Source organism: Pseudomonas shahriarae (assembly GCF_014268455.2).
Taxonomy (GTDB): Bacteria; Pseudomonadota; Gammaproteobacteria; order Pseudomonadales; family Pseudomonadaceae; genus Aquipseudomonas; species Aquipseudomonas shahriarae.
The window spans coordinates 1678972-1691226 of the sequence record NZ_CP077085.1; the positions used below are offsets into that span (position 1 = coordinate 1678972).

A 12255-nucleotide genomic window follows, 5' to 3' on the forward strand; every position below is an offset into this window, starting at 1 on the left:
TAGTCTATGTTTGCAAGCCTGATCGTTTAGTTATGCAAGCCTCCTTCAAGTACAACGAGGAGTGTTCATGCTAACCCAGGAAGAGGATCAGCAGCTGGTCGAGCGCGTTCAGCGCGGTGACAAGCGTGCATTTGATCTGCTAGTGCTGAAATACCAGCACAAAATTCTCGGGTTGATCGTGCGGTTTGTGCACGACACCCATGAAGCGCAGGACGTTGCACAGGAAGCCTTTATCAAGGCCTACCGTGCACTCGGTAATTTTCGCGGTGACAGTGCGTTCTACACGTGGCTGTACCGCATCGCCATCAACACGGCGAAGAACTATCTGGTGTCTCGCGGACGCCGCCCACCCGATAGTGATGTGAGTTCGGAAGATGCAGAATTTTACGATGGTGATCACGGCCTCAAGGATCTCGAGTCGCCGGAGCGTGCATTGCTGCGCGACGAGATCGAAGGCACTGTCCATCGCACTATTCAGCAACTGCCAGAAGATTTGCGTACGGCATTAACTTTACGTGAATTCGATGGTCTGAGTTACGAGGACATTGCGAGCGTCATGCAATGTCCGGTGGGGACCGTACGCTCCCGGATTTTCCGGGCTCGGGAAGCCATTGATAAAGCCTTGCAACCGTTGTTGCAGGAAAACTAAAGACAGCGGCGACAGCCAAGAGAGGAACCGCCATGAGTCGTGATGCCCTGCAGGAATCGCTGTCCGCAGTGATGGATAACGAAGCGGATGAACTGGAACTTCGTCGAGTGCTCAATGCATTTGATGATGCCGAAACCCGTGATACCTGGTCTCGTTACCAAGTCGCTCGGGCGGTGATGCACAAAGATCTGTTAATCCCTCGTCTGGATATTGCTGCGGCCGTTTCTGCTGCGCTGGCCGATGAAGCCGTTCCGGCAAAAGCTGCTCGTGGTCCTTGGCGTAGCCTGGGTCGCCTGGCAGTTGCTGCCTCGGTGACGGTGGCCGTACTGGCTGGTGTGCGCCTGTACAACCAGGACGAGATCGCCGGTGCCGAACTGGCCCAGCAAACCCAGCAGCCGGTCATGGCCGGTCCGCAGGTCAAGGGTCCAGCTGTTCTGGCTGGCTACAAGGAAAGCTCCGACGCAACGGGTCCGATGGCCAATGGCGTGCTTCAAGGGCAATCCGGCTGGCAGGATCAGCGTCTGCCAGGCTATCTGCGCCAGCACGCTCAGGAATCGGCTGTAAAAGGCACTGAAAGCGCGCTGCCATACGCTCGCGCTGCAAGCCTGGAAAACCGCTAAACCGTTAAGGAGCCTTATGCGTGCCATACCGCTCCTTGCGCTTTTGCTCAGTGGCTGGTTTACAGTTCCCGCCCATGCCGATGAAGCCCAAGACTGGCTGAAGCGTCTTGGGCGGGCAGAGCAGCAGCAAAGCTACCAAGGTACATTTATCTACGAGCGTAACGGTAGTTTCTCTACCCATGACATCTGGCATCTAGTCCAGAATGGTCAGGTCCGCGAACGGATATTGCAGCTCGATGGATCAGCTCAGGAAGTCGTACGTGTCGATGGGCACACTCAATGTGTCAGCGGCAGCCTGGTAGCGGGTCTTGGTAACTCCCCGGGCGGTTCCGCCCATGTGCTTGATCCGCAAAAACTCAATTCTTTTTACACGCTTGCCACCATCGGCGAATCCCGTGTGGCTGGTCGTAAAGCGGTGATCGTCTCGTTGACGCCGCGCGACCAGCACCGCTACGGCTTTGAGATGCATCTGGATCGTGAAACCGCGCTGCCGCTCAAATCATTGTTGATCAATGACAAGGGGCAGTTGCTGGAGCGTTTCCAGTTCACTCAATTGAGTACCAAAGCCCCGGATGAAAGCGCTTTGCAACCCGGCAGGGACTGTAAGCCATTGTCGGTCGCCAGCAGCAAGGCCGAGGACGTGGTCGCCCCCCAGGCTTGGCATCCGAGCTGGCTGCCGCCTGGCTTCCAGTTGGCCCGTAGCGCTTCGCGTAAGGACTCCCGGACCCATGTGGTGGTAAACAGCTTGATGTACGAGGATGGGTTGGCGCGTTTTTCGGTGTTCCTGGAGCCCGTCAGTGGCGAGGCTGCGACGGAGAGCCGGGTGCAACTGGGGCCAACGGTTGCCGTATCGCGCCGCATGAATACCCCTCAAGGCGAGATCATGGTGACGGTGGTCGGGGAGATCCCCCTCGGCACCGCCGAACGGATCGCGCTGTCGGTGCGCAGTGGCACGGCGCCCGAAAAACCGTGAGCTGTTAATCCTATGCTCATCCAGATTGTTCACAGTAATGCGGGAAGTGCCTGCCCTGCTGCACAGAACATGAAATGTCTGGAGAGTATTTTCACTTGCAAAATTTCCTTATGTTTTTTATAGGTCAGAACTTCTCGGTTCTGGCCTTGTGTTGTTCACGCAATGTTGACGTCGGTAGTAGTAGTCTCCGGCGTTTAAAGAACCTTGTCGCCCAACCCTGCTCGTCGTAACGGGAGCTGTATGTCGATACCACGTTTGAAGTCTTACCTTTCCATAGTCGCCACGGTGCTGGTGCTGGGTCAGGCCGTTACCGCGCAAGCGGCGGAACTGCCTGACTTCACCCAGCTGGTAGAGCAAGCCTCGCCTGCCGTGGTGAACATCAGTACCACGCAGAAGCTGCCGGAGCGTAAAGTCTCGAACCAGCAGATGCCTGACCTTGAAGGCCTGCCGCCGATGCTGCGGGAGTTCTTCGAGCGCGGTATGCCTCAGCCGCGTTCACCCCGTGGCGGCGGTGGCGGTCAGCGTGAAGCCCAGTCCCTGGGGTCGGGTTTTATCATTTCGCCTGATGGCTACATCCTCACCAATAACCATGTGATCGCCGACGCCGACGAAATCCTCGTGCGCCTGGCAGATCGCAGTGAACTCAAGGCCAAGCTGGTCGGCACCGATCCACGCTCCGACGTGGCCTTGCTGAAGATCGAAGGCAAGGACCTGCCCGTGCTGAAACTGGGTAAGTCCCAGGATCTGAAAGCCGGGCAATGGGTGGTGGCCATCGGTTCGCCGTTTGGCTTTGACCACACCGTGACCCAGGGCATCGTCAGTGCCATTGGTCGTAGCCTGCCGAACGAGAACTACGTGCCGTTCATCCAGACCGACGTGCCGATCAACCCGGGTAACTCCGGTGGCCCGCTGTTCAACCTGGCGGGCGAAGTGGTGGGGATCAACTCGCAGATCTACACCCGTTCCGGCGGTTTCATGGGCGTCTCCTTCGCCATCCCGATTGATGTGGCCATGGATGTTTCCAACCAGCTCAAAGCCGGTGGCAAGGTCAGCCGTGGCTGGTTGGGCGTAGTGATCCAGGAAGTGAACAAAGACCTGGCCGAGTCCTTTGGCCTGGACAAGCCTGCTGGCGCCCTGGTCGCGCAGATTCAGGACGACGGCCCGGCGGCCAAAGGCGGCTTGCAGGTTGGCGATGTGATCCTGACCATGAACGGCCAGCCGATTGTCATGTCGGCCGACCTGCCGCACCTGGTCGGCGCACTCAAGGCGGGCAGCAAGGCCAAGCTGGAAGTGATCCGCGAAGGCAAGCGCCAGAACGTCGAGCTGACCGTGGGCGCGATCCCTGAAGAAGGTCAGGAGCTTGGCGCGCTGGGCGGTAAATCAGGTGCCGAGCGCAGCAGCAATCGCCTGGGCATCGCCGTGGTCGAGTTGACTGACGAGCAGAAGAAGAGCTTCGACCTCAAGAGTGGTGTGGTGATCAAGGAGGTCCAGGACGGCCCGGCCGCCCTGATCGGCCTGCAACCGGGTGATGTGATCACCCACTTGAACAACCAGGCGATCAACTCCACCAAGGAATTCACCGACATCGCCAAGGCGCTGCCGAAGAATCGCTCGGTGTCGATGCGCGTCCTGCGTCAAGGGCGTGCCAGCTTCATCACCTTCAAGCTGGCCGAGTAAGCCGCTAGCCGTAGGTCAATAAAAAGCCCCGCTCTCGATAGTCGAGAGCGGGGCTTTTTTGTGGGCGCTGGATTTAGCTCATCATGCCTTTGACGATGCGTTCCTGTTCGATCAACTCACGCTGGCGCGCATCAATGCGTGACGACAGCGGGAAGTTGCTGCCGGCCCGGCGCTTGGCAAAGTCCAGTTGCTGGATGGCCTGCTGGAAGTCGCCGACCAGCGCGAAGTACTCGGCGCGGGCTTGATGCAGGCCAATGATATTGCCGGACAGGCCGCGGGTCTCGGCCACCTGGTACCACACGTCCGGATCGTCGGAGCGCGACTTGAGCAGGCCTTCCAGGGCTTTTTCCGCGTCGGCGGTGCGGTTCTGCTTGAGCAGCAGGTCCACGCGCACCTGGTTCAGCGGGTAGTTGCTGGGGTACTGGGCCAGCATGCGGTCGGTACGTTGCTGCGCATCGGGCATGCGATTGTTGGTGATATCCAGCTCAATCTGCGCCAGGTTGTAGGTGATGTCGTTGGGTGCCTTGGCCAGCAAAGGCTTGAGGGTCTCGCGCGCCTCGTTGAGCTGGGTGCCCTTGATCTGGGCTATGGCCAATCCATAACGTGCTACATCGCTTTTCGGGTTCTCATCCAGTTGCGCACGGAAGCGCTTGGCGGCCAGCCCGGGCGTGTCTTCGTAATACAGCTGAACTCGGGCGCGAATCAGTTGATAGCGCAGGCTGTCTTCGGTGCCGCCGGTCTTGGCCTGTTCGGCGCGGTTGCGCGTATCGGCGATCCGCGATTCGGTGACCGGGTGCGTCAGCAGGAATTCCGGAGGTTTGGCATCGAAGCGGTACTGGCGCATCAAGCGTTCGAACATGGTCGGCATCGAGCGCGGGTCGTAACCGGCCTTGACCATGTTGAGGATGCCGATGCGGTCGGCCTCTTGTTCATTCTGCCGCGAGAAGCGCCGCTGCTCCTGAATCGCTGCAGCCTGGCTGCCGGCAATCGCGGCAATCCCGGCGTCACCGGCACCGGCGGCGGCCGCGATAATCCCGCCGAGCAGCGCGGCCATCATCGGGATCTGCATCCGTTGTTGGGCTTCCACGCCTCGGGCGAAGTGGCGCTGGGACAAGTGCGCCAATTCGTGGGCCATCACCGAGGCGTATTCGCCTTCGGTCTGGGCATTGAGAAACAGGCCGCCGTTGACCCCGACAATCCCACCCGGCGCGGCAAACGCGTTGAGTTGCGGGCTGTTGATCAGGATGAACTCCAGGCGCCGGTCATTGACCTGGCTGGTCTCTACCAGCTTGTAGACGCTGGTCTCGACGTAATCCTTGAGCTGCGGGTCATTGAGGACCGAGACCTGGCCGCGCAGGAACGCCAGCCATGCCCGGCCCAGTTGGTGTTCCTGTTGTGGCGAGACAATGGCAGAACTGGCGTCGCCAAGTGACGGCAGGTCGTCGGCGAAGCCTGGAGAGGCAAGCAGGCAAGCCAGCGTCAGCAGGGTAGGGCGCAAAAAAGTCATGCACAAAGCCTTTCGACAAAGACCTTACTGTAGCCGGACACTGAGCCTGGGACCAGATATTCTAAGCATCCCCTGATGCCATCCGGAGCAAAACCATGACCGCTGCTGTAAACCACGACGCTGAGCTCGATGCCAGTGGCCTCAATTGCCCGTTGCCACTGCTCAAGGCCAAGATGGAGCTCAATCGGCTGGCCAGTGGTGCGGTGCTCAAGGTGATTGCCACGGATGCCGGGTCGCAGCGGGACTTCCGCACGTTTGCCAAGCTGGCGGGGCATGTGCTGGTGCACGAAGAGGCCGACAATGGCGTCTATCGCTACTGGTTGCGCAAGGCCTGAGCCTGCGGGGAGGGGGGGCGGATTCGGCGCCCACACTGGCCGGGCTGTCTTGCCTGGCACCGATCCAATGTGGGAGCTGGCTTGCCTGCGATAGCTATCTAACTGCCACTCGCCCCATCAAGCCTTGTGCAGTGCCTGTGCCGCGGCCAATACCGCCTTCACATGCCCCGGCACTTTCACGCCGCGCCATTCCTGGCGCAGCACGCCTTCCTTGTCGATCAGGAAGGTGCTGCGATCAACGCCCAGGTATTCCTTGCCGTATAGCTTCTTCAGCTTGATCACATCAAACAGCTGGCAAACCGCCTCATCCTTGTCGCTGATCAGCTCGAAGGGGAAGGCTTGCTTGGCCTTGAAGTTTTCATGGGACTTCAGGCTGTCCCGGGACACCCCGAACACCTCGGTGTTGGCAGCCTGGAAGGCAGCATGCTGGTCGCGGAACCCCTGGCCTTCAGTGGTGCAGCCCGGGGTGCTGTCCTTCGGGTAGAAATACAGGACCACTTGCTTGCCCTTGAGCCCGGCGAGGCTGAACGTCTGCCCGCTGGTCGCCTGGGCTTCGAAATCGGCGACTGGTGTGTCGATGACTACCGCCATGAAAAACTTCCTTACATTGGATTCTGTGGGCGCCACGGTTCGATCAGTGCATCCAGGTTCAGCGCATCGGCGAAATCCAGGAACTGGTCGCGCAGCCAACTGATCTGCACGCCTGCCGGCAGGGTCACGGTAAAGGTGGCGTTGAGCATGGTGCCGCCGGTCTGGGGGGCCTGATAGGTGTCGAAGGTCAGGTTTTCCAGTTCGACGTTATGGTCGATAAAGAACTGGCACAGCTCATTGACGATGTCCGAACGGTAGGCCGAACTGACGTAGGCCACATACGGCAGCGCCTGGGGACGGTTCTCCAAGGCTGCACTGCGTACTACATTGACGGTGAAGTCGTGCTTCTTGGCCAGGGTCGGCAAGCCGGCTTCCAGGCGCGCCAGGGCGTCCCAGCTCCCGGAAATCTGCAGGACCAGCGCGCTGCACTCGCCATGGCGAGTCAGGCGTGAAGTCACAACGGCGCAGCGATTTTCATGGCTGGCGCGGCACAGGACGTTAGTCAGCTCCATGGGGTTGGCGCCAAGGGCACTGATAACAAGGAATTGTTCGCGGACTGTGGGGGTGGACATGCAGCATTCCTAAAGCGATGAGCGGTCGATACGAACGTGCGGTACCGATCAAAGGATCAAGGGTAGCGAAAAGCGCCGCCAAGGGCTAGGACGTGGCGTTTTCATTGCATATTCAGCGGCATCTGGCCGTGCTTTGGCCCAATGATGGCGTTGCTGGCAACTAAGTTGATCCAGAACGCGTCCTCAGAGGGTACTTCGCTTGTGCAAGCATCTTGGCGCCAGTACCATTACGGCTCTCTTTTTCCGGCAGGAGCGGTTGCATGATTGCGGGCAGTATGGTGGCACTGGTCACACCCATGGATGCACAAGGTAATCTCGACTGGGACAGCCTGGGCAAACTGGTGGACTTTCACCTGCAAGAAGGCACCAACGCCATTGTGGCCGTCGGCACCACGGGTGAATCGGCCACGCTTGATGTGGAAGAGCACATCAAGGTGATCGAGTTTGTGGTCAAGCGCGTGGCAGGGCGTATCACGGTGATTGCCGGTACGGGCGCCAACTCGACGCGCGAAGCGATCGAACTGACCAAGAACGCCAAGAAAGCCGGCGCCGATGCCTGCCTGCTGGTGACGCCGTACTACAACAAGCCGACCCAGGAAGGCTTGTACCAGCACTTCAAGACCATCGCCGAAGCCGTCGACATCCCGCAGATCCTCTACAACGTGCCCGGTCGCACAGCGTGCGACATGCAGGCCGCGACCGTGATCCGCCTGTCCACCGTGCCGAACATCATCGGTATCAAGGAAGCCACCGGCGACCTGCAGCGCGCCAAGGACATCCTGGCCGGTGTGAGCAGCGACTTCCTGCTGTACTCCGGTGACGACGCCACGGCTGTGGAACTGATGCTGCTGGGTGGCAAGGGCAACATCTCGGTGACCGCCAATGTGGCCCCGCGTGCCATGAGCGAACTGTGTGCCGCTGCAATCGCCGGTGATGCCGTCAAGGCCCGGGCGATTCATGAGCAACTGATGCCGCTCAACAAAACCCTGTTTATCGAATCCAATCCAATCCCCGTGAAATGGGCGCTGCATGAGATGGGCCTGATGCCGGACGGTATCCGTCTGCCGCTCACCCCCCTCAGCCCCGCCTGTCACGAACCGCTGCGACAGGCCCTGCGCCAGTCCGGCGTCCTGGTTTAATTGAGGAAGCACTACGCATGAAGCGATTGGCCGGACTTTCCGCACTTGCCTTGATTATCTCCAGCACCAGTGGCTGCGGTTGGATCTGGGGCCCGGAAGGCTACTTCCGTGACCGCGGCAGCGATTACCTGGAAGCACAACAAACCGCACCGATGCAATTGCCGTCGGACGTCAATGTCGCCAAGCGCCTTGACCCGCTGTTGCCGATCCCGCGCAACGTGGCCGACGATACCGTCAAGGGCGAGTACGAAGTGCCGCGTCCACAGCCGATTTCGGCCATGGCCGATGCCAGCGACTACAGCCTGCAGAAAAGCGGCGACTCGCGCTGGATCATGGCTCAGCGCCCACCTGCCGAAGTCTGGCCGGTGGCGGTGCAGTTCTTCCAGGACAATGGCTTCCGTATCGACGAACAACGCCCGCAAACCGGTGAGTTCACCACCGCGTGGCAGCAGTCGAACGAACTGTCGGCCAATATGGCCAAGCGCCTGCAGGCCGGTGGTGTTGCCGCTGATGGCGAAAGCCGGATCCGCGTGCGCATCGAGCCAGGCGTGCAGCGCAATACCAGTGAAGTCTACGTGGTCAGCGCCGCGCGTCCTGCCGGCAGCACCGCCAACGTCGAGTTCACCAACCGTTCGGTCAACAGCGGTGTTGATGCTGCGCTGGTCGACGAGATGCTTGCCAGCATGAGCCGCATCTCCGAGAAGGGTGGTTCCGTATCCCTGCTCGCTGCCCGTGATTACGACACACCTAGCCGTGTCAGCCTCACCGAAGACGGCAGCGGCAACGTCGTGCTCAACCTGGGTGAAGACCTGGATCGTGCCTGGGCCAGCGTCGGCCGTGCCCTGGAGCAAGGCCCATGGCGCGTCGAAGACATCAACCGCAGCCTGGGCCTGTACTACATCAACGTGGCTGAAAAGGCCGAGAAGAAAGACGAAGAGCGTGGTTTCTTCAGCAAGTTGTTCGGCAGCGAGCCGACCAAGGAAGAGATCGAGACCCGCGCCGAGCGTTATCAAGTGCGCTTGAGCAAGGTTGGCGACAACGTGCAAGTCACCGTCGAGAAGAACATCAACACCGTGGCGCCAGCAGAAACGGCGCGCAAAGTGTTGGGCGTGATTCAGGACAACCTGGGCTGATCTGATGCGTTTTGCTGTTCTCGGCAGCGGTAGCCAAGGGAACGGCACGCTTGTAGCCCACGACGACACGTACGTCCTGGTGGATTGTGGTTTCTCCCTGCGGGAAACCGAGCGACGCCTGCTGCGCCTGGGGGTTCACCCGGCGCAGTTGAGCGCGATTCTAGTGACCCACGAACATGCCGACCACGTGCATGGCGTGGGTTTGCTGTCTCGGCGCTACAATCTTCCGGTGTACCTGAGTCGCGGCACCTTGCGCGGGATGCGCAAACCCGTTGAGCCCGCAGGTTTCCTGGCTGGTGGCGAGCAACTGCAAGTGGGTGCCTTGAGCATCGACGTGATTGCCGTGGCCCACGATGCCCATGAGCCTACGCAATATGTATTCAGTGACGGCGAGCGCCGCTTCGGCCTGCTTACCGACCTGGGTTCCTACTGTGCCAAGGTGTTGGAAGGCTATCGGGACCTCGATGCATTGATGATCGAGTCCAACCATTGCCGGGACCTGCTGGCGCGCGGTCATTACCCGTACTTTCTCAAGCAACGGGTTGGCGGCGAGTTGGGACATTTGAACAACCACCAGGCGGCGTACCTGGTGTATGAGCTGGGCTGGCAAGACCTGCAACACCTGGTCCTGGCCCACCTGAGCAGCAAGAACAACCTGCCGCAGCTTGCCCGGCAATGTTTTGTCGACACCCTCGGGTGCGACCCGGACTGGCTGCAACTGGCCGATCAAGATTCAGGGCTCGACTGGCGACATATCGCCTAGCCCACCTACTTACCAAGCGGAGCCCATCATGGAAAAACGTGAAGAACTCTACCGCGGCAAAGCCAAGTCGGTTTACAAGACCGACGACGCCAACCGCTTGATCCTGCTGTTTCGCAACGACACCTCGGCGTTCGACGGCAAGCGCATCGAACAGCTCGACCGCAAGGGCATGGTGAACAACAAGTTCAACGCCTTCATCATGCAGAAGCTCGAAGCGGCCGGCATTCCGACCCAATTCGACAAACTGCTGGGCGACAACGAATGCCTGGTGAAAAAGCTCGACATGATCCCGGTCGAGTGCGTCGTGCGTAACTACGCTGCCGGTAGCCTGGTCAAGCGCCTGGGCGTGGAAGAGGGCCTCAAGCTCAACCCTTACACGTTCGAACTGTTCCTCAAGGACGACGCCAAGGGCGACCCGTTCATCAACGAATCCCACGTCGTGGCATTCGGCTGGGGCACCGCTGAGCAACTGGCGCGCATGAAAGAGTTGTCCCTCAAGGTCAACGACGTCCTGAGCAAACTGTTCGACGACGCCGGCCTGCTGCTGGTGGACTTCAAACTGGAATTCGGCGTATTCCACGACGGCTCCATCGTCCTGGGCGACGAATTCAGCCCGGACGGCTGCCGCTTGTGGGACAAAGACACCCGCAAGAAGATGGACAAAGACCGCTTCCGCCAGGGCCTCGGTGACGTGATCGAAGCCTACGAAGAAGTCGCCAACCGTCTCGGCGTACCGCTGTAATCGACGCAAGCATCTGATAGCACGGAAAAAAATTGCTTCGGCGCTTTGCTTCCACGAAACAGACTGTTATGATGCGCGCCGTTGGAGAGATGCCAGAGTGGCCGAATGGGACGGATTCGAAATCCGTTGTACCTTCACCGGTACCTAGGGTTCGAATCCCTATCTCTCCGCCATTATTGAATACGATTAAGCCCCCGCAATCATTGATGATTACGGGGGCTTTTTCGTATGCGTAAAATTATTTAGGGCATTTTTAGGGCAAATTCCTAATTGATTTCTGCTTGAGAGAATTCCAGTCTTTCGTCCAATCACATATTTAGTGGCACTTTGCTATTCTCAATGCGATTCAGGGGATTGTGGACGATGACCGTCCTTGGCCGCTGAGAAAAGGAGAAAGCCATGAAGGTGAACGTTAAGGAAATCGGCGGTAACTGGGCGAAAGGTTTCGCGCTGGACAAGCACGTCCTTCGGAGCGAGTTTTTAGGTTACAACTCATCGGGTTATCCAGAATTCAACAACACCCGTTCCGAAGCTGGTGAGGCTCTTTTTCAGTTGAAGTACCGAGACGATCAAGATCAAGCTCAGATACTTGCCGCGCAAATTGTGGAGAGCATCTATCCATTGCTTGATACAGTCGGTTTCATTGTGCCGATGCCTGCCTCGAAGGATAGAGCGTGGCAACCTGTAACACAGATTGCTCTGGAGGTCGGTAAGCTGACGGCGCTTCCGGTATTTCAAAAAATCCTTACCAAAAAGCCTACAGGTCAGTCGCTTAAAGATTTAGGCTCGCGAGATGAGCGCGTAAAGGCGCTAGAAGGTAAAATCCAGCTTGGAGATGAAATCAGTGGGAATGGTAAGTGGAACGTTCTCCTAGTGGACGATCGGTACGATACGGGGGCATCAGTCGAGGCTGCATGTGCTGTTCTCAAAACTTATAGTAAGGTAAACAATATTTATGTTGCAACTGTTACCTGGTAGGAAGTTAAGATGACTACAGTATTTATTGCTGGCTCCATTAGTATTAAAGGCCTTGATGCTAAAGTTAAACATCGTATTGATAATATTATTGGTCAAAATCATTCAATCCTGGTTGGGGATGCGGATGGCGTTGATACCTCAATACAGTCGTATTTATGTGATGCCAATGCTAACAATGCTGTTGTTTACTGCACTGGTTCAGTACCAAGGAATAACCTAGGTCGATGGCCTGTAAAGTCGATTGAGGCTGGCGAGCTAAAACCAGGGTCTCGTGCTTTTTTTACTGCGAAAGATGTTGCCATGGCTGAAGACGCTGACTTTGGGTTGATGGTCTGGGACTCAAAAAGCTCAGGGACATTAAGTAATGTTATTGAGCTTCTGTCGCGTAATAAGAAGTCAGTTGTCTTCGTAAATAAGACGAAGTCTTTCCAGAATGTTGGTGATGTCGTTCAGCTTGAGGAGCTGCTGACATTCATGTCGCCGCTAGCTCTCCAGAAGGTCGATATGAAAATTGGGCTGATGAGAAAGCTTGCTCAGCTTAAGAATGAGCAGATTGATATGTTTATTTGAAACTAT

Annotated in this window: 14 protein-coding genes and 1 tRNA gene; 12 read left to right on the top strand and 3 right to left on the bottom strand. The window is 58.1% G+C overall.

Annotated elements, in window-relative coordinates; genetic code table 11:
* Window positions 1–67 precede the first annotated feature (67 nt).
* The 4 genes from rpoE (at window position 68) to HU773_RS07520 (ending at window position 3919) form a co-directional block, all read left to right on the top strand.
* Window positions 68–649 carry an RNA polymerase sigma factor RpoE/AlgU gene (rpoE, locus tag HU773_RS07505; RefSeq protein WP_003172477.1) on the top strand — a complete coding sequence of 194 codons (582 nt, stop codon included), beginning with the start codon at window positions 68–70 and terminating at the stop codon, window positions 647–649.
* Window positions 650–681: 32 nt separating this feature from the next.
* The gene (locus HU773_RS07510; protein WP_057958786.1) at window positions 682–1269 is read left to right on the top strand and encodes a sigma-E factor negative regulatory protein; all 588 of its coding nucleotides are present in this window, start codon (window positions 682–684) and stop codon (window positions 1267–1269) included.
* A 16-nt stretch (window positions 1270–1285) separates the two neighbouring features.
* Entirely contained in the window at window positions 1286–2242 is a 957-nt protein-coding gene (locus tag HU773_RS07515) for a MucB/RseB C-terminal domain-containing protein (RefSeq protein WP_057444333.1), read from the top strand.
* Window positions 2243–2482: 240 nt separating this feature from the next.
* Window positions 2483–3919, top strand: a complete 1437-nt coding sequence (locus HU773_RS07520) for a DegQ family serine endoprotease (protein WP_057958788.1) — start codon at window positions 2483–2485, stop codon at window positions 3917–3919.
* A 73-nt stretch (window positions 3920–3992) separates the two neighbouring features.
* On the opposite strand, the gene HU773_RS07525 is transcribed toward HU773_RS07520, so the two are convergent.
* Window positions 3993–5426 (bottom strand): M48 family metalloprotease, encoded by a 1434-nt coding sequence (locus tag HU773_RS07525; protein WP_029299078.1) that lies wholly within the window; start codon window positions 5424–5426, stop codon window positions 3993–3995.
* 95 nt (window positions 5427–5521) lie between these two features.
* Between HU773_RS07525 and HU773_RS07530 the strand changes: the two genes are divergently transcribed.
* Window positions 5522–5761 (top strand): sulfurtransferase TusA family protein, encoded by a 240-nt coding sequence (locus tag HU773_RS07530; RefSeq protein WP_057958789.1) that lies wholly within the window; start codon window positions 5522–5524, stop codon window positions 5759–5761.
* 117 nt (window positions 5762–5878) lie between these two features.
* On the opposite strand, the gene HU773_RS07535 is transcribed toward HU773_RS07530, so the two are convergent.
* Both HU773_RS07535 and HU773_RS07540 read right to left on the bottom strand, forming a co-directional pair.
* The gene (locus HU773_RS07535; RefSeq protein ID WP_186625236.1) at window positions 5879–6352 is read right to left on the bottom strand and encodes a peroxiredoxin; all 474 of its coding nucleotides are present in this window, start codon (window positions 6350–6352) and stop codon (window positions 5879–5881) included.
* Window positions 6353–6363: 11 nt separating this feature from the next.
* Complete coding sequence (locus HU773_RS07540; protein WP_029299075.1) at window positions 6364–6924, bottom strand: glycine cleavage system transcriptional repressor; 561 nt, start codon at window positions 6922–6924, stop codon at window positions 6364–6366.
* Between the two features lie 260 nt (window positions 6925–7184).
* Between HU773_RS07540 and dapA the strand changes: the two genes are divergently transcribed.
* From dapA to HU773_RS07575, 7 genes are all read left to right on the top strand, one after another.
* On the top strand, window positions 7185–8063 hold the full coding sequence (gene dapA, locus HU773_RS07545; protein WP_057444335.1) for a 4-hydroxy-tetrahydrodipicolinate synthase: 879 nt from the start codon (window positions 7185–7187) through the stop codon (window positions 8061–8063).
* Window positions 8064–8080: 17 nt separating this feature from the next.
* Entirely contained in the window at window positions 8081–9196 is a 1116-nt protein-coding gene (gene bamC / locus HU773_RS07550; RefSeq protein WP_186625238.1) for an NlpB/DapX family lipoprotein, read from the top strand.
* Between the two features lie 4 nt (window positions 9197–9200).
* Complete coding sequence (locus tag HU773_RS07555) at window positions 9201–9959, top strand: MBL fold metallo-hydrolase (RefSeq protein ID WP_057958791.1); 759 nt, start codon at window positions 9201–9203, stop codon at window positions 9957–9959.
* Window positions 9960–9987: 28 nt separating this feature from the next.
* Window positions 9988–10701 (top strand): phosphoribosylaminoimidazolesuccinocarboxamide synthase, encoded by a 714-nt coding sequence (purC, locus tag HU773_RS07560; protein ID WP_003211975.1) that lies wholly within the window; start codon window positions 9988–9990, stop codon window positions 10699–10701.
* 83 nt (window positions 10702–10784) lie between these two features.
* Window positions 10785–10874 (top strand) — tRNA-Ser (locus tag HU773_RS07565).
* A gap of 226 nt (window positions 10875–11100) precedes the next feature.
* On the top strand, window positions 11101–11679 hold the full coding sequence (locus HU773_RS07570) for a ComF family protein (protein WP_186625240.1): 579 nt from the start codon (window positions 11101–11103) through the stop codon (window positions 11677–11679).
* Window positions 11680–11688: 9 nt separating this feature from the next.
* Window positions 11689–12249: a hypothetical protein gene (locus HU773_RS07575; RefSeq protein WP_186625242.1), complete on the top strand. Its 561-nt coding sequence runs from the start codon at window positions 11689–11691 to the stop codon at window positions 12247–12249.
* Window positions 12250–12255: the final 6 nt, after the last annotated feature.

What these genes read in the sequence shown, in the direction of transcription:
- rpoE (WP_003172477.1), top strand. Translation starts at nt 68, where the DNA reads ATGCTAACCCAGGAAGAGGATCAGCAGCTGGTCGAGCGCGTTCAGCGC.
- HU773_RS07510 (WP_057958786.1), top strand. Translation starts at nt 682, where the DNA reads ATGAGTCGTGATGCCCTGCAGGAATCGCTGTCCGCAGTGATGGATAAC.
- HU773_RS07515 (WP_057444333.1), top strand. Translation starts at nt 1,286, where the DNA reads ATGCGTGCCATACCGCTCCTTGCGCTTTTGCTCAGTGGCTGGTTTACA.
- HU773_RS07520 (WP_057958788.1), top strand. Translation starts at nt 2,483, where the DNA reads ATGTCGATACCACGTTTGAAGTCTTACCTTTCCATAGTCGCCACGGTG.
- HU773_RS07525 (WP_029299078.1), bottom strand. Translation starts at nt 5,426, where the DNA reads ATGACTTTTTTGCGCCCTACCCTGCTGACGCTGGCTTGCCTGCTTGCC.
- HU773_RS07530 (WP_057958789.1), top strand. Translation starts at nt 5,522, where the DNA reads ATGACCGCTGCTGTAAACCACGACGCTGAGCTCGATGCCAGTGGCCTC.
- HU773_RS07535 (WP_186625236.1), bottom strand. Translation starts at nt 6,352, where the DNA reads ATGGCGGTAGTCATCGACACACCAGTCGCCGATTTCGAAGCCCAGGCG.
- HU773_RS07540 (WP_029299075.1), bottom strand. Translation starts at nt 6,924, where the DNA reads ATGTCCACCCCCACAGTCCGCGAACAATTCCTTGTTATCAGTGCCCTT.
- dapA (WP_057444335.1), top strand. Translation starts at nt 7,185, where the DNA reads ATGATTGCGGGCAGTATGGTGGCACTGGTCACACCCATGGATGCACAA.
- bamC (WP_186625238.1), top strand. Translation starts at nt 8,081, where the DNA reads ATGAAGCGATTGGCCGGACTTTCCGCACTTGCCTTGATTATCTCCAGC.
- HU773_RS07555 (WP_057958791.1), top strand. Translation starts at nt 9,201, where the DNA reads ATGCGTTTTGCTGTTCTCGGCAGCGGTAGCCAAGGGAACGGCACGCTT.
- purC (WP_003211975.1), top strand. Translation starts at nt 9,988, where the DNA reads ATGGAAAAACGTGAAGAACTCTACCGCGGCAAAGCCAAGTCGGTTTAC.
- HU773_RS07570 (WP_186625240.1), top strand. Translation starts at nt 11,101, where the DNA reads ATGAAGGTGAACGTTAAGGAAATCGGCGGTAACTGGGCGAAAGGTTTC.
- HU773_RS07575 (WP_186625242.1), top strand. Translation starts at nt 11,689, where the DNA reads ATGACTACAGTATTTATTGCTGGCTCCATTAGTATTAAAGGCCTTGAT.